Origin of the sequence: Streptomyces telluris, assembly GCF_024519335.1 — a bacterium.
Classification (GTDB): Bacteria; Actinomycetota; Actinomycetes; order Streptomycetales; family Streptomycetaceae; genus Streptomyces; species Streptomyces telluris.
Genome location: NZ_JANIID010000007.1, coordinates 112,180 through 131,215, shown reverse-complemented (window position 1 = coordinate 131,215; position 19,036 = coordinate 112,180). Strand labels below are relative to the sequence as shown.

Below are 19,036 nucleotides of genomic sequence, written 5' to 3'. Positions count from 1 at the left end.
GCGGGGGTCACACCCGGCGGCGGATCTTGCTCCCGAGCCAGACCAGGGGGTCGTACTTCCGGTCGACGGCGCGCTCCTTCAGCGGGATCAGCGCATTGTCGGTGATCTTGATGTGCTCGGGGCAGACCTCCGTGCAGCACTTGGTGATGTTGCAGTAGCCGAGCCCGTGCTCCTCCTGCGCGGAGCGCTTGCGGTCCAGGCCCGCGTCGGCGGCCCCGTCCAGCGGGTGCATGTCCAGCTCGGCGACGCGCATCAGGAAGCGGGGGCCGGCGAAGACCGGCTTGTTCTCCTCGTGATCACGCACCACGTGGCAGGTGTTCTGGCACAGGAAGCACTCGATGCACTTGCGGAACTCCTGGGAGCGCTCCACGTCCTCCTGCTGCATCCGGTACTCCCCGGGCCCGAGCCCGGCCGGCGGGACGAAGGAGGGGACCTCGCGCGCCTTGGCGTAGTTGAAGGACACGTCCGTCACCAGGTCCCGCACCACGGGGAACGCCCGCATCGGGGTGATCACCACGGGCTCGTCCGGGTCGAGCAGCGACATCCGCGTCATGCACATCAGCCGCGGCCGCCCGTTGATCTCCGCGCTGCACGAGCCGCACTTGCCCGCCTTGCAGTTCCAGCGCACGGCGAGATCGGCGGCCTCGGTGGCCTGGAGCCGGTGGATGATGTCGAGGACGACCTCGCCCTCGTTGACGGTCACGGTGTAGTCGACGAGGGAACCGCCGTCCGCGTCGCCCCGCCACACCTTGAAGTGGGCCTCGTAACTCAAGAGGTCAGCTCCTCGTCCGTCAGGTACTTCACCAGCTCCTCCTTGTCGAAGAGCGCGAGCAGGTCGTCACGGATGGGCGGCATGGCGCGCCGCTCCAGGCGCACCCGGCCCAGCAGCGGATCCGCGCCCGGCTCCGTGCTGTCCCCGTTCAGCCGGCACACGAGGTTCAGCCGGCGCCAGCGCCGGTCCATCGCCGGGTGGTCGTCACGGGTGTGGCCGCCGCGGCTCTCGGTGCGCTCCAGCGCCGCCCGGGCCACGCACTCGCTGACCAGCAGCATGTTCCGCAGGTCGAGCGCGAGGTGCCAGCCGGGGTTGAACTGGCGGTGGCCCTCCACGCCGGCCCGCCGGGAGCGGGCCCGCAGCTCGGTCAGCCGGCGCAGCGCCTCCTCCATCTCCGGGCCCTTGCGGATGATGCCGACCAGGTCGTTCATGGCCTGCTGGAGCTCCTGGTGCAGGGCGTACGGGTTCTCGGCCGGCCCCGGGGAGGCGGCCGGGTCCTCGCCCTCCGCGCTGAACGGGCGCAGGGCCTCCGCCTCCGCCGCCTCGATGTCGGCGTCGGAGACCACGGGCCGGCCGGCGCCGGGGAAGGAGGCGGCGTGCTCGGCCGCGTACAGCCCCGCCCGCCGGCCGAAGACCAGCAGGTCGGAGAGGGAGTTGCCGCCCAGCCGGTTGGAGCCGTGCATCCCGCCGGCGACCTCGCCCGCGGCGAACAGGCCGGGCACGCCCACCGCCGCCGCCGTGTCGGGGTCGACGTCCACCCCGCCCATCACGTAGTGGCAGGTGGGGCCGACCTCCATCGGCTCGGCCGTGATGTCGACGTCCGCCAGCTCCTTGAACTGGTGGTGCATGGAGGGCAGTTTGCGCTTGATGTCCTCGGCGGGCAGCCGGGTGGAGACGTCGAGGAACACCCCGCCGTGCGGGGAGCCGCGGCCCGCCTTGACCTCGGAGTTGATGGCGCGCGCCACCTCGTCGCGCGGGAGCAGCTCGGGCGGGCGGCGGTTGTTGTCGGGGTCCTGGTACCAGCGGTCGCCCTCGGCCTCGGACTCGGCGTACTTCTCCTTGAAGACGTCCGGGACGTAGTCGAACATGAACCGCTTGCCGTCGCTGTTGCGCAGCACCCCGCCGTCGCCGCGGACGGACTCGGTGACCAGGATGCCCTTGACGGACGGCGGCCAGACCATGCCGGTCGGGTGGAACTGCACGAACTCCATGTTGATCAGGGACGCCCCGGCGAGCAGCGCGAGCGCGTGCCCGTCGCCGGTGTACTCCCAGGAGTTGGAGGTCACCTTGAAGGACTTGCCGATCCCGCCGGTCGCCAGCACGACGGCCGGGGACTCCATGGCGAAGAACCGGCCGGACTCGCGGTCGTAGCCGAAGACGCCCGCGATGCGGTCGCCGTCCTTCAGCAGGCGGGTGACCGTGCACTCCTGGAAGACCTTCAGCCGGGACTCGTAGTCGCCGGTCTCGCGGTGGTCCTCCTGCTGCAGCGAGACGATCTTCTGCTGGAGGGTGCGGATCAGCTCCAGGCCCGTGCGGTCGCCGACGTGCGCCAGCCGCGGGTACTCGTGGCCGCCGAAGTTCCGTTGCGAGATCCTCCCGTCCCGGGTGCGGTCGAAGACGGCGCCCCAGGTCTCCAGCTCCCAGACCCGGTCCGGGGCCTCGCGGGCGTGCAGCTCGGCCATCCGCCAGTGGTTGAGGAATTTGCCGCCACGCAGGGTGTCGCGGAAGTGGACCTGCCAGTTGTCGCCCTCGTTGACGTTGCCCATGCTGGCGGCGATGCCGCCCTCCGCCATCACGGTGTGGGCCTTGCCGAAGAGCGACTTGCAGATCACGGCACAGCGCATGCCCCGCTCGCGGGCCTCGATGGCGGCGCGCAGCCCGGCGCCCCCGGCACCGACCACGACCACGTCCCAGGCTTGTCGGGCCGTACGCGACATCAGAAAGCACCTCTCCCTTGTGCTGTGAACGTGAACGTGTGCCGTTGAGGCCCGGATCGCCTAGAAGAAGCGCGGGTCGTCGAAGACGCCACTGGCCACCAGGTAGACGTAGAAGTCGGCGACCGCCACGCTGACCAGCGAGGCCCAGGCGAGCTGCATGTGGCGGGCGTTGAGCGCACTGACCCAGCCCCACATGCGGTAGCGCACGGGGTGCTTGGAGAAGGTACGGATCCGGCCGCCGACGATGTGCCGGCACGAGTGGCAGGAGAGGGTGTACGCCCAGATCAGAGCGATGTTGGCGAGGAGGACGAGGGTGCCGAGGCCCATGTGGCCCCACTCGCCGCGCGGATTGCGGAAGCCCAGCGCCGCGTCGTAGGTGAGGATGCCCGCGACGATCACCGCGAAGTAGAAGAAGTAGCGGTGGATGTTCTGCAGGACCAGCGGGAAGCGCGTCTCGCCGGTGTACTTGCGGTGCGGCTCGGCAACGGCGCAGGCCGGGGGCGAGGCCCAGAACCCGCGGTAGTACGCCTTGCGGTAGTAGTAGCAGGTCAGCCGGAAGCCGAGCGGGAAGATCAGGATCAGCAGGGCCGGCGACAGGCTCCACCAGGAGCCGAAGACCTCCCAGTCCGCGCCGTCCTTCATCGGGACGCAGTTCTCCGCGATGCAGGGCGAGTAGAACGGGGAGACGTAGGGCGCCGCGTAGTAGTCGTCGCCCGCGAAGGCCCGCCAGGTCGAGTAGACGACGAAGGCGAACAGCCCGGCGGCGGTGGCGGCCGGCTGCAGCCACCAGCGGTCGGCGCGCAGGTGGCGGGCGGGGATCGTGGCGCGCGAGGGGTGGTGGACCCCGCCTTGGGCGGGAACCCCGGCGGAGGTCGCGGATCGGGGGTCGGTACCAGTGGCCAAGAGGGACTCCGGGAGGAGCGGAAGGGGGTGGGTCGGTTGCTGCCGCGCTGCCCGGCCCCGTCAGGGCGCGTGCCGGTCCCGGGCGCCGAGCCCCTCCTCGTCCGCGTCCTTCCACAAGGACGCGTCGTACGGGGCGTCGGGGACCGGCACCGGCTCGGGGCGCGGCCGCTCCGCGGGGTGGACGTCGCGCAGGAGGGTGACGCTCTCGCGCAGGTGGGCGGCGTCCGTACGCACCCGGCGCAGTTCGAGGTCCTGGCTGCCCAGGTGCTTCTCCAGCCGTGCGAGCGCCCGGCCGAGATCGTCCAGGCAGCGCTGGACCGCGGTCACTTCGTCTTGCAGGGACATGTCTGGCCCTCACTTCCGCTGTACTTCCGCTGTCGGCGGTTGCGGGTGGCGACGGTGATGCGACTGAGAGTGTCGCGCGTCACACCCCTCCGGGGGAAGATAGCGATCGCGCCTTCGCCGGAACGGGTGCGGCGCGCGCCGGGACGCTGCAGAAACGTTCGTTCATGGTGCGTCCACCCGTGGGCGGGGGCTGCGGAATCGTTCGTCCACGCGGGTGGCGTACACCCGGGCGGCGCCGTGTCGGCGCGCAGCCGGACCGACTGTCGCATTCAGTGGTGAGCAGTAGATGCGATCAACGGCGCATTACGCCGAAGGAGCCCGGCGACCGAGTCCGGCGGAGGTGGCACGACCCATGGCCTTTAACCGATCTCTGCGGCGTGCGGGACCTCCCCGGCCCGGGCGATCCCTGCGGTCCGTGCGGTCCCCCCGGGCGCTCCGCTCCCGTACGCGGCGCGGTGCCGCCCTGCTCACCGCCGGGATCCTGCTCACCGGCTGCGGCCTCGACCAGGACGGCGACGGGGTCGTCACCCCGCAGGACATTGCCACCGCGCCACGGGCCAAGGTCGCCGACGGCGGCACCCTCACCTGGGCGGTCGACACCCTGCCCAGCACCCTCAACACCTTCCAGACGGACGCCGACGCCACCACCCAGCGGGTCGCCGCGGCCGTCCTGCCCGCCCTGTTCACCACCGACGGGCGCGGCCGCCCCCAGCGCAACGCCGACTACCTCCGCTCGGCCGAGGTCGTCCAGCGCGAGCCCCACCAGGTCGTCGTCTACAAGCTCAACCCGAAGGCCGTCTGGAGCGACGGCAAGGCCCTCACCGCCGCCGACTTCGAGGCCCAGTGGAAGGCCCTGCGCGGCAAGGACAGCGCCTACTGGACGGCCCGCAACGCCGGCTACGACCGCATCGACCGGGTCGAGCAGGGCGCCGACGCGCAGGAGGTGAAGGTCACCTTCGCCCGCAGCTGCGCCGACTGGCCCGCCCTGTTCACCCCGCTCTACCCGAAGGCCGTCATGAACAGCCCGGACGGCTTCAACGACGGCGCCCGCAAGGAACTCGCACTCGCCTCCGGGCCCTTCCGGGTCGCCGGGCGCGACGACGCGCAGGGCACCCTCACCCTCGCCCGCAACCCCAAGTGGTGGGGCGACGCCGCCAAGCTGGACCGGCTCGTACTGCGGACCGTGCCGCGCGCCGAACGGGCCGAGGCGCTGGCGGCCGGCAAGCTCGACCTCGCCGACGTCAGCGCCGCCGACGCCCGCCGCATCACCGACGCGAACAAGCCCGCGAAGCAGGACAAGGGCGACAAGCCGCCCGCCGCCGCGGCCCCGCGCTCCCCCGCCCTGCGCGGCATCGTCGTCCGCAAGTCCCTGGAGCCCGGGTACACCCAGCTCGCCCTCAACGGCGCGAGCGGCCCCCTCGCCGACGAGCGCGTCCGCCGGGCCGTCGCCCGCGCCATCGACCGCCGGGCCCTCGCCAAATCCGTCCTGGGACCGCTGGGCCTGCCCGCCGAGCCGCTCGGCAGCCACCTCTTCCTCGCCGGCCAGGAGGGCTACGAGGACAACAGCGACGCCATCGGCGGCCCCGACCCCAAGGCCGCCCAGGCCCTGCTCGCGGACGCCGGCTGGGAGCAGGGCCGCGCCGACGGCCGCAGGACGGCGGCCGGAGCCGACGGAGCCGACGACCGCTCCCGTACGCCCGGCAGGACCGTCGAACTGCGCCCCGGCCCGCAGGCCGGGCCCGACCCCACCGACGAGGACGATCCGGAGGGCACCCTCGACGACTCCGCGGACACGGCCGACCCCGAGGACGGCGACGAGAGCGGCAACGACGAGGGCACCTGGCCCGACGACAAGCGCGCCGCCCGCGACGGCGGAGGCAAGGCGGCCGCCGCCCCGGTCCGCATGAAGAACGGCAAAAAGCTCACCCTCCGCTTCGTCGTGCCGGTGAGCGCCGGGACCGAGTCCCTGCGGTCCGTCGCCGACCACATCGCCCGGCGGCTCGACGCGGTCGGCATCGCCACCGAAATGACCAAGGTCGGGGACGTCGGCTTCTTCAAGGACCACATCGCCGCCGGCAGCTACGACCTCGCCCTCTACTCCTGGCCCGCCACCGCCTTCCCCGCGACCGACGCCCGCCCGCTCTACGCCAAGCCGCAGCCCGCCGCGGACGGCTCCCTGGTGGTGGAGCAGAACTACACCCGGGTCGGCACCGACCGCATCGACCAGCTCTTCGACCAGGCCTCCACCGAACTCGACGCGGAAGCCTCCCGCGACCTCGCCGCCCGCGCGGACGCCCGCATCTGGGCCCTGGCGGGCTCGATCCCCCTCTACCAGCGCCCCCAGCTGGTGGGCACCCGCAAGACGGTCGTCAACGCGGGCGCGTTCGGACTGGGGACGCCGCGGTACCAGGACATCGGGTTCCGGAGGTGAGGGACGGGCGGGCGGGCGCCGGGTCGGCCGCCCGCCGGGAGCCTGCCCGTCAGAGCAGGTGATCGGCCTTGCCGGCCTTGATGTCGCGGATGAGTGCGCGCAGGGCGTCGTGGGTGTCGGTGATGGGGTGGTCTTCGGCGCCGTTGACGGCGATGTAGGCGTTGCCGTCGGGGTCGGTGCCGATGCGGAAGCAGTTGTTACCAGTACCGCAGAACGGGTCTTCCCAGTTGACGTGCGGCATGGGTGCCTCCCTTTTGAGCGAGTGCCGCGCTGTCGAGGCGCGGGTCAGAACAGGCTGGCAGCGGGAGCCGGCTCCCCCTTTTCCTGGCGCCGGTCAGGGTGACCGTAGCGGTGGGGCTGGGATCCGTGGGTCGGGCGCGGGTCAGAACAGGCTGGCAGCGGGGGGAGAGGTGGGGGGCTTGGGTTCGGTGAGTTGGCTGTGCGGCCGGTGGGAGGTGGGCCGCCGTACTCGCGCCGTCACGGATGCACGAGCGTGAGGAGACCGGTCCCTCCGGTTGTGGCTGAGGGGGAGCTGGCTGCTGCCGCGATGTGGTTCCTGCCGTCGTGGGCGCTTCGCTCAGCTCGCCACCGTCGTGGCAGAGCGGGCGAGTGTCCCTGAGTGGGGGCTGCTGTGACGGAGGACGCGTGGTGAGACTGCGGGTGGCTTGCGGCCTGCGAGCGGGCCCGCTTATCCGCCGCGGAGGGTGGCCGACTGCCCCTGGGGGTGGTGTCTGTGACAGGAGAGGCCCGGTGGGGCTGGAGGTGGCCCGCAGTCTGCGACTCGGCCCGGTTGTCCGCCGCCGTGGGCGGCTGGCCGTCCCCGAGTGGGCCCGTCTGTGACAGGAGCACCTCGTGGGGCCGCTGAGGTGCCCGGCCGCCGTCCCGGGCCCGCTTATCCGCCGCCCTACACCCCACGCCGGGTGAACTCCGCACCCACATGCATCCCGCAGCCGGACGAGCAACCACAACGGCGGGAAACCGAGCGAAGCGCCCACGACGGGCCCAGCCACATCGCGGCAGCAGCCAGCTCCCCCTCAGCCACAACCGGACAGACCGGTCTCCTCACGCTCGTGCATCCGTGACGGCAGGAGTACGGCGGCCAACACCCCACCCACCGCACAGCCAACGAGCCGGACCCGAGCCCCCCACCCCTCCCCCCGCTGCCAGCCTGTTCTGACCCGCACCCGACCCACGGATCCCAGCCCGGTGGCCGAGCCCGTCAGAGCAGGTGATCGGCCTTTCCCGCCTTGATGTCGCGGATCAGTGCGCGCAGCGCGTCGCGGGTGTCGGTGACGTAGCGGTCCTCGGCTCCGCTGACGGCGATGTAGGCGTTGCCCACGGTGTCGGTGCCTATTCGGAAGCAGTTATTTCCGTCGCCGCAGAAGGGGTCTTCCCAGTGGATGTGCGACATGGCTGCCTTCTTTCAGAGATCGGACGCGATTGTGTGGATGAAGGAACGCGATTGCTCTACGTCGAGGGCAGATCGTTCCATCCAGTCCAGTTGGGCACGGTAACGGGCAATCTGCGCTTCCGCGGACAGGAAGACCGGCCCACCCACCACATCGAGTAGCACAGTGTCGAGTTGGGGTACCCGCCCTTCGGCGTACGCCATTGTGTTCCCCGCACCGGGGAACACTCCGGCTTCCACAGGTACTACCCGCAACACGATGTTCTCGCGCTCGGACATGAGCAGAAGGCGTTCGAGCTGCTCCCGCGTCACCTCGCGACCGCCGAACCGCATGCGCAGTGCCGCCTCATGGATGAATCCCGTGTACTCCATCCTGTCCCCGTCAAGGATCAGTTGGCGTTGCATCCGATGCGCCACGCGGAGCTCAACTTCCAGCCGCGGCAGGGCCGGAAGCACTCCGTCGAAGATTGCACGGGCATACTCCTCCGTCTGGAGGAGGCCTGGTAGATGCATCACCTGCACGGTGTGTAGTCGAGTTGTATGCCACTCCAACTCCGCGATGTCCAGGAGCCCTACGGGTAGGGTGCCCCGGAACTGCTCCCACCAGCCACGCTCGCGCTTCTCGGCCATGGACGCAAGAGCCTCGATGTAGTCCCCGTCGGCACATGCGTAGTGGCAGGCCAGGGTGCGGAGCCGGTCTGGCGTGATGACGCGCACACCGAGCTCGATATTGGAGATCTTCGTGCGGTCGATGCCGAGCAGACCGGCGGCGTGATCTGTCGTAATCCCTGCGGCTAAGCGCATCTTGCGCAGCTCGGCACCGAGCCGCTTCTGGCGTTCGGTGGGCGTTGTCCTGGGTGGCATGCGCCCTTCCTATCGCTTCCGGGTGGCCTATTCATCAGCGCTGGCCGCACTTCACTCGATCGGGGAAATAGTCACAGGACGCGTGGCACGTGTGTCATCACACGGCTAGCTTCAGTGCCGCACCGCGACAGCACGGCGCAGCCGGAAGCGCATCGTACGGGCGACGTACGTCCTCCTGCCCCGAGACAGGCCACCGGCTCAGCGCCGCACCGCAGGATCACACCCCCACACCCAGCCCTGGAGCCCCCGCATGCCCTCCACCGGTCCCGACAGCCTCCTCTGCCCCCTCATCACCCCAACCCCCCGCACCCCCTCCACCCTCGCCTCAACCCACCGCCCCGCCTACGTCCCCCGCTCCGCCGACCCCTCCGCCCTCGCGTACAGCTTCACCGTTCCCGGGGACCCCCGGTCCGCCACCGTCGTCCGGGCGACCGTCCGCAGTGTCCTGCGTACCCACGGGCTCACAGCCATGGAAGAGCCCGCCCTCTCCGTGGCCGGAGAACTCGTCGCCTGCGCTACACGCTTCGCGCCCGGGCAGGACCTCTACCACTCCCTGCGCTGGCAGGAGGGCGCGCTGCGCATCGTCAACTGGGACGCCCACCACGCCCACTCCGACCCCCGCCAGGCCGCCCACTGCACCGCCTGCCGCAAGCGCACCCTGCTCCTGCTCGCCGCCGTCGTGCACGAGTGCCGGGGGACCTGGGGCATCAGCAAGCCGGGGTCCACCACCGAAGGCACCCGGATCTGGGCCAGCCTTCCGCTCGACGGCGGGGCCTGAACCCCGGGCCGCGCCTCAGTACAGGCTCATCAACGCCTCCACCGCATCCGGTGCCGGGAACTCCCCGTCCGGCAGGGCGAGCTCGAACCAGACCGTCTTGCCGTGGGGGGTGCGGCGGCTGCCCCAGGCCGCGCTCAGGAGGCCGACGAGTTGCAGGCCGCGGCCGCCCTCGTCGGTGTCGCGGGCGCGCCGGCGGCGGGGCTGGACGAGGCCGCCGTCCCAGACCTCGCACACCAGGGTCCGGTCGAGGAGGAGCCGGAGCCGGATCTCGCCCTCGCCGTAGCGGAGGGCGTTGGTGACGAGCTCGCTCACCAGCAGCTCGGTCGTGTCGAGCAGGCTTTCCAGGCCCCACAGGGGGAGCTGTTCGCGGGCGAGTTCGCGGGCGCGGGCGACCGAGCGGGGTTCGGCGGGGAGCGTCCAGTCGCCCACGTGCTCGGCCGGCAGTCCGCGCAGGCGGGCCATGAGGAGGGCGATGTCGTCCTCGCCGTGGTGGGTGTCGAGCGCGCCGAGGACGTGCTCGCAGACCTCTTCGAGGGGGCGGGCGGGGCCGGTGAGGGCTTCCTGGAAGGCCTCCAGGCCCTCGTCCAGGGCGTGCTCGCGGGATTCGACGAGGCCGTCGGTGTAGAGGGCGAGAAGCGCGCCGTCGGGCAGGTCGACGACGGTTTCCTCGAAGAGTTCGCCGCCGACGCCGAGCGGCATGCCGGGCGGGACGTCGAGCAGTTCGGCGGAGCGCCCGGCCTGGACCAGGACGGGCGGCAGGTGGCCGGCGTTGGCGATGGTGCAGCGCCGGGTGACGGGGTCGTAGACGGCGTAGACGCAGGTGGCGAGGTAGACCTCGGAGAGGTCGGCGGCGCGCACCCCGCCCCGTACGCCGCGGGTGGAGGACTGCTTGCCGCCGGGGCGGCCGAGCCCGTGGGCGATCTCGTCGAGGGCGGAGAGCACCTCGGCGGGTTCGAGGTCGAGCATGGCCAGGGTGCGGACGGCGGTGCGCAGCTCGCCCATGGCGACGGCGGCGCGCAGGCCGCGGCCCATGACGTCGCCGACGACGAGGGCCGTGCGGTGCCCGGGCAGTTCGATGACGTCGAACCAGTCGCCGCCGACCTCGGTGGCCGCGTTGGCGGGCAGGTAGCGGCAGGCGATCTCCAGGCCGGCGGCCTCGGGGTCGCCGGGGGGCAGGAGGCTGCGCTGGAGGATGACGGCGCGCTCGTGTTCGCGCCGGTAGAGGCGGGCGTTGTCGATGCAGACGGCGGCGCGGGCGGCCAGTTCGACGGCGAGGGCGGTGTCGCGTTCGCCGAAGGGTTCGCTGCCCTTGGTGCGGGAGAACTGGGCGAGCCCCACCACGGTGTCGCGGGCGACCATCGGCACGGCGAGCGTGGACTGCACGACGGCGCCGAGCTCGGGGCCGTCCTCGCCCTCCCGGCGCGGGATGAACTGCACCTGCGCGGTGCGCAGCGCGGCGGCGCACGGGGAGTGGAAGGGGTAGCGGTGCACCTCGCCGACCTGGACGGGCTTCTCGCCGCCGGCCAGGGGCGCGCCGGAGACGGCGCTGGCGTAGGCGACGCGGCGCAGCTCGGCGCTGCCGTCGGCGAGCCCGGGCGGGGCCTCGTCGCCGGCGAGCAGGCCCTGGTAGAGGTCGACGGAGGCGAGGTCGCAGAACTGGGGGACGGCGACGTCCAGCAGTTCGCGGGCGGTGGTCTCCAGGTCCAGGGAGTTGCCGATGCGGGCCCCGGCCTCGTTGAGCAGGGCCAGGTTGCGGCGGACGCCGGCGGCTTCGCGCTCGGCGCGGCGGCGCCGGGTGACGTCGGTGGCGAGCGCGGCGACGCCGATGGGCCGCCCGCTGCCGCTGTGCAGCCGGTAGAGCGAGACCGACCAGCGGCGGCGCTCGCTGTGCCCGGGCACGGGTCCGACGAGCTGGATGTCCGACACCGGCTTTCCGGTGTCGAGGACTTGGCGCAGGGCGGCGGTGAGCCGCTCGGCCTCGCCGCGGGGCAGGAAGTCGTGCGGGGTGCGGCCGCGGTGCCAGTCGGCGGGCCGGCCGAAGGCCTGCGCGAAGCTCTCGTTGACGCGCAGCAGGGTGAGGTCGGTGCCGAAGAAGAAGAATCCCAGCGGAGATTGGCCGAAAACGGCTTCGGAGGCCGCGATGTCGGTCTCTATTCCGCGCAGCGCCCGGACGTCGACGGCGACGCAGAGCGCGGCGCGCTCCCCGCGCTCGTTCTGGGTGGGCATCACGTAGATCTCGGCGAGGCCGGACTGCCCGTCGGCGGGGAGGCCGCCGGCGGTGGACACACCGTCACCTGCGGACGCTCCGTCACGGGCCCCCGGCCCGCCGCCCGCTCCGGGCTGCCGGCCGCCGCGCTGATACGGGATCAGGCCCGTCCACTCGCGCCCGTCGAGGCCGCCCTCGCCGAGGAAGGGGGCGGACGGGTGCGGGCGGCCGTGCCCGTCGGCCGGGGTCAGCACCTCCAGCGGGTCCTTGCCGACGGCGTGCCGTGCCGCTATTCCGAAGAGCTCGGCCGCGCGCTCGCTCCACTGCTCGATCCGCCCGTCGGGCCCCAGGGAGAAGGAGGCGACGCGGATGTAGTCGTAGAGGGATCCGGGCGGGTTGTTCTGCCACATCTCCGTGGCGCGCGGTCCCTGCGCCGTACCACCCGCCGCACCCGCTGGCTTTTCGCTCACGTGCCCGTCCCCTCCGGCTCATGTGCTCGCACCGGCATCAGAAGGCCGAGTATCCAGCACAGGGGCCCTTCGGAACACGGACTTCACGATCACAGCACGGTCTCAACCCGCTACAGGTCCTTTCCCCGGTCAGTGGCCGGGCAGGCTCAGTTCGAACCACACGGTCTTGCCCGTGTTCCCCCGTCGCGTTCCCCAGCGGCGGGAGGCGCATGCCACGAGCTGCAGCCCGCGTCCGCCCTCGTCGTCGGGGTCGGCCACGCGCTCGCGGGGCGGGTCGGGGAGGGGGTCGGAGACCTCCACCAGAAGGGTGGGGCCCGCGTGGGAGTACATCCGTACTCCGATCGGTCCGCTCGCGTACCGCAGGGAGTTGGTGACGAGCTCGCTGACCAGCAGCACCGTCACGTCGGTGACGCCTTCCATGCCCCAGTCCTGCAGGGTGTCGCGGACGAGGGTGCGTGCCTTCCGGACGGCGCCGGGCTCGGCAGGGAAGCTCCATTCGGCGAAGCCGGGTGTCGAGGCCAAGGTCCCCGCGCTGTCGTTCACGCCGACCACTTCCCAGACCGCTGCGGCCCCGCCGGGTTTACCCGGTTCGGGGTGAATAATCAGCACATACCCGGTATGAGGGGCCGACTATCTTCTTCTGCGGTCCGAGGTCGCCGCGCGTGCGGCAGATGGCGTAGCCCGGCTGCGCGCGGCTCGTCCGCGCGCTCGGGGGCGGGCACGGAAGGGCCGGCTCACGGCGCCGTGCGCCGCAGCAGCCCCGCGGCGAGCGCCACGGCGGGGCGGTCCTGGTCGAGCCAGTCGACCTCGTCCAGCTCGTCGGGGGCGAGCCAGCGCAGCTCGTCGTGGTCCTGGAGGGGGCGGGCCTCGCCCGCGAGCAGCCTGGCCGTCCAGACGTGCAGCACGTACGGCGGGCGCAGCGGCCACTCGCCCGCGACGCGCTCCAGCGGCTCGGCCTCGACGCCGAGCTCCTCGCGCAGCTCCCGGACGAGCGCCTCCTCGGCGCTCTCACCGGGCTCCAGCTTGCCGCCGGGCAGCTCCCAACGGCCGGCGAGCTCGGGCGGAGCGCTCCGCCTGGCGGCGAGCAGGCGCCCTCCGTCGAACAGGGCTGCGCCCACCACTACGCGTACGGTCGTCATGGGCCCCCAGCGTACGGGCCGTGCGGGCGGCCGTTACGACGCGGCCCGTCCCACCCGTTCGACTATGTAGAGCCGGCGGCGGCCGCCGTCGCCGTCCAGGCGGCCGACGACCTTCTCGGCCTCGGTCCGCGTGGCGTACCGCCCCACGCGGTAGCGGTTGCCGTTCTCGTCCTGGCGGATCACCAGCCACGGCAGGACCGGTCCGCTGTCCGTCATCGCCCCTGCCCTTCCGCCGCGGTGAGCGCCCGCGCACGCCCCTTGGCCATTCCCGGAGAAACCGCAGTACGCATATGCCCGAGCGTACGCCCGACCCTTACGCAGCGGATACGGTTTTTTACGATGAGGCACGCATTCGGCCACCGGGGCCCGGGGCGCGGATGCGAGAAGGGGCGGCCGACGGCCCTTGCGGGCCCTCGGCCGCCCCTGCGCGGCACTGGAGATCCGGTCGACTACGACTTCGCCAGGGAGGGCTCGGAGCGCTCCTCCGGGTCGCCGGAGGCCTCGGCGGCCTCGGCGGCGGCCATCTCCTTCTCGGTCGCGACGAGGGTCGGGTTGCGCCAGGCGCTGCGGACGCCCCAGTAGTAGAAGACGAGCGCGATCAGGGCGACGACCACGATGTCCCAGCCCTGGGCCAGGTAGCCCTTGCCGCCGAACTCGGTGCCGCCGGCCCACGAGACGAAGGCCATGACCAGCAGGTACGTGACCATCCAGGCGCCGGCCTGCAGGTGCGGCTTGAGCTCGGCCCACGGCTTGCGCAGCTCGTACCAGGCCCAGATCGGCAGACCGATGGCCATGATGAAGATGACCTTGCCCGTCAGCGGCCAGCGGGCCCAGTACATGACCAGGGAGCCGAAGATCATCGCGATGGGGGCGATGACCGGCATGGCCTTGAGCTTGACCGGGCGCTTCATGCCGGGCGCGATGCGGCGCAGCGACATCACGGCGACGGGGCCGGTGATGTACGAGATGACGGTGGCGACACCGACGATCTCGGCGATCGAGCCCCAGCCGCGGAAGACGGCGAGGAAGACGAAGGAGATCACGAGGTTGAGCAGCAGGGCCGGCTTCGGCACGCCGGTCTTGGGGTCGACCTTGCCGAAGACCTTCGGCAGGTGACCGTTCTCCTGGACGCCGTTGATCATGCGCGAGGTGGTGGCCGCGTAGATCATGCCGGTGCCGGACGGGGAGATGAAGGCGTCCGCGTACAGCAGCAGCGCGAGCCAGTTCAGGCCCCAGGTGATGGAGAGGTCGGCCAGCGGCGACTTGTAGGCCAGCGTGTTCCAGCCGCCGGAGAGGTCCGCGGCGGGGACGGCCATCAGGAAGGCGACCTGCAGCGCGATGTAGATGACCAGCGCGATCAGGATGGAGCCGACGACGGCCTTCGGCAGCGACTTGCCGGGGTTACGGGCCTCGGCGGCCATGTTCAGCGGCGACTGGAAGCCGTTGAAGGCCCAGACGATGCCCGCGACGGCGACGGCGCTGAAGACGGCGCTCCAGCCGTTGGGGGCGAAGCCGCCGTGCTCGGGGCCGACGTTGCTGGTGTCGAAGTGCGCGAAGATCAGCGCGCCCGCGGTCAGCGCCGGCACGACGACCTTGAACACGGTGATCGCGTTGTTCGTCTTGGCGAACAGGGTGATCGCGAACCAGTTCAGGAAGAAGTAGAAGACGACCAGGACGCTGGCGGCGGCGAGGCCGGTGCTCGTGAGCTCCTTGCCGTCGAAGAGCTTGCCCGCCCAGTCGAACTTCCACGAGCTCATGTACTGGATCGAGGCGGTCGCCTCACCCGGGATCACCGAGACGATGGCGATCCAGTTCGCCCACGCGGCCATGTACCCGGCCAGCGAGCCGTGCGAGTACTGGCCGTAGCGCACCATGCCGCCGGCCTTGGGGAACATCGAGCCGAGCTCGGTGTAGGTGAGGGCGATGGTCAGCGCCACGATGGCGCCGATGACCCAGGCGAAGATGGCAGCCGGGCCGGCCAGTACGGCGGCACGTTCGGCGCCGAAAAGCCAGCCGGAGCCGATGATCGACCCGAGACCGACGGCCGTCAGGGCCGTCGTGCCCAGGGTCCGGCGGTAATTCGAGTGGGAACCCTGTTCGGTACTCAAGCTCCGGATCTCCTTTTCTCTCTACTCCCCCACGCAGGACACAAACCGCGCCATCGTACGAGCGTTTTGGAGGACCGGATTCCGCGAAACGCCCCTGACCTGGGCGTATGTGAGTTTTGCAACAGAAAAAATGACCCGATTATGTCGGGTCAAAGTGGGACAGACCGTGCACTACTTACCCGCGAGTAAAGAGCGCTCGGAGGGGCCCGGACACGCCGAGGACGGCGCCGGTACGGTGAGTTCACCCCGGCGCCGTCCTCACGTCACCGCTACTTCACCGGAAGGTGGTAAGCGACGCGGTAGCGGTCGGCCAGGGCGACGATCTCGGCCGTCTCCACCGGGCAGCCCCCCGCGAAGTACGTGCGCGTGACGACCACGACGCAGTGGCCGGGGACGCCGCCGAGCGCCAGGACCTCCTCCGCGAGCCCGGGCCGGGCGCCGACCTCCTCGGCGACGTTGTCCACGACGAGGTCGATGGCGGCCATCCGCTCGACGACGCCACGGCCCGCCAGCGGACCCTCCTCGGGGAGCATCACCGGCGTCCGCCCGGTGACGGACAGGGGCTCCCAGGAGGTGGAGAGCATGACGGGCTCGCCCTGCGCCCGGAAGACGTAGTCGGTGCGCATGGTGCGGTCGCCCGTGGCGATGCGCAGGCGGCGGGCCACGGCGGCGTCGGCCGGGACCTGCTCGCTGCGCGACTCCCAGGTGCCCTTGACCCGGCTGTCCGCCTGCTCCTGGCGGAAGGGCGTCGACTCGCCGGCCGGGCGGTACCCCGTGCGGACGAGGGTGCGCGGGACGGGCTGCTCGCGCACGTACGTACCGGAACCGGAGCGGCCCTCCACCAGGCCCTCCGCCATCAGGACCTTGCGGGCCTCCAGGGCCACGGTGTCCGAGACGCCGTACTGCTCGCGGATGCGCGCCTGGGACGGCAGCCGGGTATGCGGCGGCAACTCACCGGCGACGATCTTCTGACGCAGATCGCCGGCCACTCGAAGGTACGCGGGCTGGTCACCGAAGGCCACGGCCACTCCCAACAGGTTGACAGTCCGCAACAGCTTGGCAACCCTCGGTTGCTGTCCGCAACTCAAGGCCATTGATTCACTAGATGTAGTGAATTGCAGCTCAGGGACGCTTAGTTGGCGGCAGCACCCACGCAAGCGGTGAGGGCCACCCCCGGCACATCCGCAAATATGCACCGGCCGATCCATACCCAGCCCACGCGCCGCAAACACGCTCCGTCACGGGAGAGGGTGACCGGCCCGGCTCGTCGCGCCCCGGAGCGGCTCCCACTGGTCCGTTGGTGGGCAAAGCGCCCCGCACACGCTTGCGCCTGCCGCCCCGCTCCCCCGCGGCGCCCAACAATCGCCCTGGTCAGCGGCGCAACGGATGCGCCGCGACACACCGAGGGGAGCAACCCGATGGACGGAGCGGAACACCCGGACCGCAGAGCCCTGCTCGCCGGCGGCCTCGCGGCCGGCGCGATCGCCCTCACGGGATGCGCGGCGAGGAGCACCACCCCGTGGGCGGCGGCCGGCCTGGCGCAGGAAGTGCGGCCGGTCACCCCCGCGGCGGCCTTCGCGCGGCTGATGGACGGCAACAGGCGCTGGGTGAGCGGGCACCTCCACCACCCCGACCGGGATCCGGACCGGCGCGAGTTCGTCGCGCAGGCGCAGGAGCCCTTCGGCTCGGTCCTGTCGTGCATCGACTCCCGCGTCCCGCCCGAGCTCCTCTTCGACACCGGCCTGGGCGACCTGTACGTGATGCGCACCGGCGGGCAGGCGGTCGGCCCGGTCGTCACCGGCTCCGTGGAGTACGGGCCCATGACGAGCGGCACCCCCCTGATCGTCGTCCTCGGGCACCAGCGCTGCGGCGCCGTCGAAGCGGCCTAAGTCCTTCCGCGACCACAAGCCGCTGCCCGGCAACCTGCAGGCGATCGCCCGCGCGCTGCGGCCGGCGTACGAACGCGCGCGCCGCGAGGGCGGCGCCGACCCGGTCGAAACCATGACCCGCGCCCAGGTCCGCCTGACCGCGTCCGACCTCCGCTCCAACCGCGACCTGGCCCCCCTCGTCCGCAAACGCTCCCTCGCCGTGGTGGCCGCCTACTACTCCCTCGACACGGGCAGGGTGGAGGTTTTGGCGGGGGCGCCTTCCTGACGCGGGGCGGGAGCTCGCCGATCGGACGGGGGCCCTTCGGCATCGCGCATGGCCGGCTACCAAAAGCCCGGCCGGCCATGAGCGGCGAACCACCGGAATTCCTCCGGCCGGGGGTCATCGGCCCCGCCGGCCCGAGACGCGGGCCGCTACCGTGAAGCCATGACCGCACTGCCCGACTGGATGCGCCCACCGCGCTTGGAAGGCTGGTTCGCGGAGGATCTGGACAGCCTCCCCGAGGCGCCGCGCCACACCGAGCTGATCGATGGAGCGCTCGTCTTCATGATGTCGCCGCAGAGGTGGTGGCACGGCCACCTCGTCACCATGCTCACCGTCGCCCTCATGGAGCAGGCCCCCGCGGACACCAGGGTCGGCCGCGAGATGACCATCAAGCTCGATCAGCGCAACCGGCCCGAACCGGACCTCCTGGTGACGACGGCCGACTTCGACGGTGACCGGACCTGGTTCGCCCCCGCCGAGGTACAACTCGTCATCGAGGTCGTCTCCCCCGAGTCAGCCCACCGCGATCGCACAGTGAAGCTCCGCAAGTACGCCGAGGCCGGCATCCCGCACTACTGGTGCATCGAGGACGAGGACGGCGCCCCCGTCGTCCACGTCTACGAGCTCGACGAGCCGACCCGCGCCTACGCGCCCGCCGGCATCTTCCGGGGCTCGCTCCGGCGCCCGGTGCCCTTCGAGATCACCCTCGACCTGGACAGGCTCACACCGCCCAGACGCAGCTGAACGCAGAAAGGCTGCGGCACCGGTGCCGGGCCGGGCCGGGCCGGGCCGGGCCCGCCGGATTGTCAGTGGTGGCTGCTTCCATGGCGCCATGAGCACCGTGCATGAGATCGCCGCCCTTCTCCCCGACCCCGCCCGGCTCCGTGCCCATCTGCGTGCACTGGCTGTCCTGGACGCGGCGATCGGCGACGATCCGCGGTTCTGCCAGTACACCTTCGACACCGCCTGGGGTCCCGGTGAGGAGGCGGCCCTGATGGAGAACGGTTCGGGGGACGACTTCTCCGTCCTCTTCACCCCGGCCGGCGCGCTCATACGCGGCTTCGACCACGAGTCGGAGATGAGCCCGTACGGGACGGACGACGAGCAGGTCTGGCCCGGTGTCATCGACGAAGTGCCCCCGGTGCTGCGCCCGCTCCTGGACGAGCCCGCCTTCTGCGACGAGGGCATCGACGTCCCTCGGGTCACCGCCTGCCTGTGGCGGGAGACCGGCGACACCGTCTGGCGCACCGGCTCGGCGATCGCCTTCCCCGCCGGCAGCAAGGACCCGGACGGCTCCGGCTTCCTCTTCCGGCTCCTCACCGACCGCTCCCCCGAGGCCGTCCAGGCCCACTTCGAGGACTACTACGAGCGCCCCGTCCCCCTCGACGCCATCCGCCACGTCCTCGCCGGGCACCCCCTCACCCCCGCGATCGCCGGGGCCCTCAACCCGGCTGTCCTCTCATCCGGCACTCGTCCGGCACGGTGATGCGGAAGGGGCCGGCTCCTTGAGGAGCCGGCCCCTTC

The 19,036-nt window shown here is 71.7% G+C and carries 19 protein-coding genes; 6 read left to right on the top strand and 13 right to left on the bottom strand.

Annotated features, from left to right (window positions below; all coding sequences use genetic code 11):
- Positions 1-7 precede the first annotated feature (7 nt).
- The 4 genes from NQU55_RS10645 to NQU55_RS10630 are packed head-to-tail and all read right to left on the bottom strand — an operon-like array spanning position 8 to position 3,957.
- A complete protein-coding gene (locus NQU55_RS10645; protein ID WP_168096829.1) occupies positions 8-772 on the bottom strand; it encodes a succinate dehydrogenase/fumarate reductase iron-sulfur subunit in 765 nt (254 codons plus the stop codon).
- Positions 769-2,709 (bottom strand): fumarate reductase/succinate dehydrogenase flavoprotein subunit, encoded by a 1,941-nt coding sequence (locus tag NQU55_RS10640; protein WP_256790351.1) that lies wholly within the window; start codon positions 2,707-2,709, stop codon positions 769-771. Before NQU55_RS10640 ends, NQU55_RS10645 begins: the two co-directional genes overlap by 4 nt.
- A gap of 60 nt (positions 2,710-2,769) precedes the next feature.
- On the bottom strand, positions 2,770-3,612 hold the full coding sequence (sdhC, locus tag NQU55_RS10635; protein ID WP_168093498.1) for a succinate dehydrogenase subunit SdhC: 843 nt from the start codon (positions 3,610-3,612) through the stop codon (positions 2,770-2,772).
- A gap of 60 nt (positions 3,613-3,672) precedes the next feature.
- Complete coding sequence (locus tag NQU55_RS10630; RefSeq protein ID WP_168093499.1) at positions 3,673-3,957, bottom strand: Rv0250c family protein; 285 nt, start codon at positions 3,955-3,957, stop codon at positions 3,673-3,675.
- Positions 3,958-4,309: 352 nt separating this feature from the next.
- Between NQU55_RS10630 and NQU55_RS10625 the strand changes: the two genes are divergently transcribed.
- Positions 4,310-6,388 carry an ABC transporter family substrate-binding protein gene (locus NQU55_RS10625; protein ID WP_206329450.1) on the top strand — a complete coding sequence of 693 codons (2,079 nt, stop codon included), beginning with the start codon at positions 4,310-4,312 and terminating at the stop codon, positions 6,386-6,388.
- A gap of 49 nt (positions 6,389-6,437) precedes the next feature.
- Here NQU55_RS10625 and NQU55_RS10620 read toward each other — a convergent pair whose 3' ends face one another.
- The 3 genes from NQU55_RS10620 to NQU55_RS10610 form a co-directional block, all read right to left on the bottom strand.
- Complete coding sequence (locus NQU55_RS10620) at positions 6,438-6,629, bottom strand: hypothetical protein (RefSeq protein ID WP_168093501.1); 192 nt, start codon at positions 6,627-6,629, stop codon at positions 6,438-6,440.
- Positions 6,630-7,607: 978 nt separating this feature from the next.
- On the bottom strand, positions 7,608-7,799 hold the full coding sequence (locus NQU55_RS10615) for a hypothetical protein (RefSeq protein WP_168093502.1): 192 nt from the start codon (positions 7,797-7,799) through the stop codon (positions 7,608-7,610).
- Between the two features lie 12 nt (positions 7,800-7,811).
- Positions 7,812-8,660: a Scr1 family TA system antitoxin-like transcriptional regulator gene (locus tag NQU55_RS10610; RefSeq protein ID WP_168093503.1), complete on the bottom strand. Its 849-nt coding sequence runs from the start codon at positions 8,658-8,660 to the stop codon at positions 7,812-7,814.
- Positions 8,661-8,910: 250 nt separating this feature from the next.
- On the opposite strand from NQU55_RS10610, the gene NQU55_RS10605 reads away from it, so the two are divergent.
- Entirely contained in the window at positions 8,911-9,438 is a 528-nt protein-coding gene (locus NQU55_RS10605; protein ID WP_168093504.1) for an ATP-binding protein, read from the top strand.
- Positions 9,439-9,453: 15 nt separating this feature from the next.
- On the opposite strand, the gene NQU55_RS10600 is transcribed toward NQU55_RS10605, so the two are convergent.
- The 6 genes from NQU55_RS10600 to NQU55_RS10575 all read right to left on the bottom strand — a co-directional run bounded on the left by NQU55_RS10600 (position 9,454) and on the right by NQU55_RS10575 (position 16,383).
- On the bottom strand, positions 9,454-12,054 hold the full coding sequence (locus NQU55_RS10600; protein ID WP_168093507.1) for a SpoIIE family protein phosphatase: 2,601 nt from the start codon (positions 12,052-12,054) through the stop codon (positions 9,454-9,456).
- Positions 12,055-12,243: 189 nt separating this feature from the next.
- A complete protein-coding gene (locus NQU55_RS10595) occupies positions 12,244-12,666 on the bottom strand; it encodes an ATP-binding protein (protein ID WP_058046054.1) in 423 nt (140 codons plus the stop codon).
- A 182-nt stretch (positions 12,667-12,848) separates the two neighbouring features.
- Positions 12,849-13,253 carry a (deoxy)nucleoside triphosphate pyrophosphohydrolase gene (locus tag NQU55_RS10590; RefSeq protein WP_168093505.1) on the bottom strand — a complete coding sequence of 135 codons (405 nt, stop codon included), beginning with the start codon at positions 13,251-13,253 and terminating at the stop codon, positions 12,849-12,851.
- A gap of 33 nt (positions 13,254-13,286) precedes the next feature.
- On the bottom strand, positions 13,287-13,469 hold the full coding sequence (locus tag NQU55_RS10585; RefSeq protein WP_058046052.1) for a hypothetical protein: 183 nt from the start codon (positions 13,467-13,469) through the stop codon (positions 13,287-13,289).
- A gap of 233 nt (positions 13,470-13,702) precedes the next feature.
- On the bottom strand, positions 13,703-15,361 hold the full coding sequence (locus tag NQU55_RS10580; RefSeq protein WP_168093506.1) for an APC family permease: 1,659 nt from the start codon (positions 15,359-15,361) through the stop codon (positions 13,703-13,705).
- A gap of 269 nt (positions 15,362-15,630) precedes the next feature.
- Positions 15,631-16,383, bottom strand: a complete 753-nt coding sequence (locus NQU55_RS10575) for a GntR family transcriptional regulator (protein ID WP_168093508.1) — start codon at positions 16,381-16,383, stop codon at positions 15,631-15,633.
- Positions 16,384-16,779: 396 nt separating this feature from the next.
- Between NQU55_RS10575 and NQU55_RS10570 the strand changes: the two genes are divergently transcribed.
- From NQU55_RS10570 to NQU55_RS10555, 4 genes are all read left to right on the top strand, one after another.
- Positions 16,780-17,250, top strand: a complete 471-nt coding sequence (locus NQU55_RS10570) for a carbonic anhydrase (RefSeq protein ID WP_240976834.1) — start codon at positions 16,780-16,782, stop codon at positions 17,248-17,250.
- Positions 17,251-17,362: 112 nt separating this feature from the next.
- Positions 17,363-17,515, top strand: coding sequence for a carbonic anhydrase (locus NQU55_RS10565; RefSeq protein ID WP_240976833.1), 153 nt, complete (start codon positions 17,363-17,365; stop codon positions 17,513-17,515).
- Between the two features lie 159 nt (positions 17,516-17,674).
- Positions 17,675-18,256 (top strand): Uma2 family endonuclease, encoded by a 582-nt coding sequence (locus NQU55_RS10560; protein WP_168095397.1) that lies wholly within the window; start codon positions 17,675-17,677, stop codon positions 18,254-18,256.
- Positions 18,257-18,344: 88 nt separating this feature from the next.
- Positions 18,345-18,998, top strand: a complete 654-nt coding sequence (locus tag NQU55_RS10555) for a hypothetical protein (protein ID WP_168095396.1) — start codon at positions 18,345-18,347, stop codon at positions 18,996-18,998.
- The last annotated feature ends 38 nt before the right edge of the window (positions 18,999-19,036 follow it).

What these genes read in the sequence shown, in the direction of transcription:
- NQU55_RS10600 (WP_168093507.1), bottom strand. Translation starts at nt 12,054, where the DNA reads ATGTGGCAGAACAACCCGCCCGGATCCCTCTACGACTACATCCGCGTC.
- NQU55_RS10555 (WP_168095396.1), top strand. Translation starts at nt 18,345, where the DNA reads ATGAGCACCGTGCATGAGATCGCCGCCCTTCTCCCCGACCCCGCCCGG.
- NQU55_RS10615 (WP_168093502.1), bottom strand. Translation starts at nt 7,799, where the DNA reads ATGTCGCACATCCACTGGGAAGACCCCTTCTGCGGCGACGGAAATAAC.
- NQU55_RS10625 (WP_206329450.1), top strand. Translation starts at nt 4,310, where the DNA reads ATGGCCTTTAACCGATCTCTGCGGCGTGCGGGACCTCCCCGGCCCGGG.
- NQU55_RS10605 (WP_168093504.1), top strand. Translation starts at nt 8,911, where the DNA reads ATGCCCTCCACCGGTCCCGACAGCCTCCTCTGCCCCCTCATCACCCCA.
- NQU55_RS10640 (WP_256790351.1), bottom strand. Translation starts at nt 2,709, where the DNA reads ATGTCGCGTACGGCCCGACAAGCCTGGGACGTGGTCGTGGTCGGTGCC.
- NQU55_RS10560 (WP_168095397.1), top strand. Translation starts at nt 17,675, where the DNA reads ATGACCGCACTGCCCGACTGGATGCGCCCACCGCGCTTGGAAGGCTGG.
- NQU55_RS10610 (WP_168093503.1), bottom strand. Translation starts at nt 8,660, where the DNA reads ATGCCACCCAGGACAACGCCCACCGAACGCCAGAAGCGGCTCGGTGCC.
- NQU55_RS10565 (WP_240976833.1), top strand. Translation starts at nt 17,363, where the DNA reads ATGACCCGCGCCCAGGTCCGCCTGACCGCGTCCGACCTCCGCTCCAAC.
- NQU55_RS10590 (WP_168093505.1), bottom strand. Translation starts at nt 13,253, where the DNA reads ATGACGACCGTACGCGTAGTGGTGGGCGCAGCCCTGTTCGACGGAGGG.
- NQU55_RS10630 (WP_168093499.1), bottom strand. Translation starts at nt 3,957, where the DNA reads ATGTCCCTGCAAGACGAAGTGACCGCGGTCCAGCGCTGCCTGGACGAT.
- NQU55_RS10585 (WP_058046052.1), bottom strand. Translation starts at nt 13,469, where the DNA reads ATGACGGACAGCGGACCGGTCCTGCCGTGGCTGGTGATCCGCCAGGAC.
- NQU55_RS10570 (WP_240976834.1), top strand. Translation starts at nt 16,780, where the DNA reads ATGGACGGAGCGGAACACCCGGACCGCAGAGCCCTGCTCGCCGGCGGC.
- NQU55_RS10620 (WP_168093501.1), bottom strand. Translation starts at nt 6,629, where the DNA reads ATGCCGCACGTCAACTGGGAAGACCCGTTCTGCGGTACTGGTAACAAC.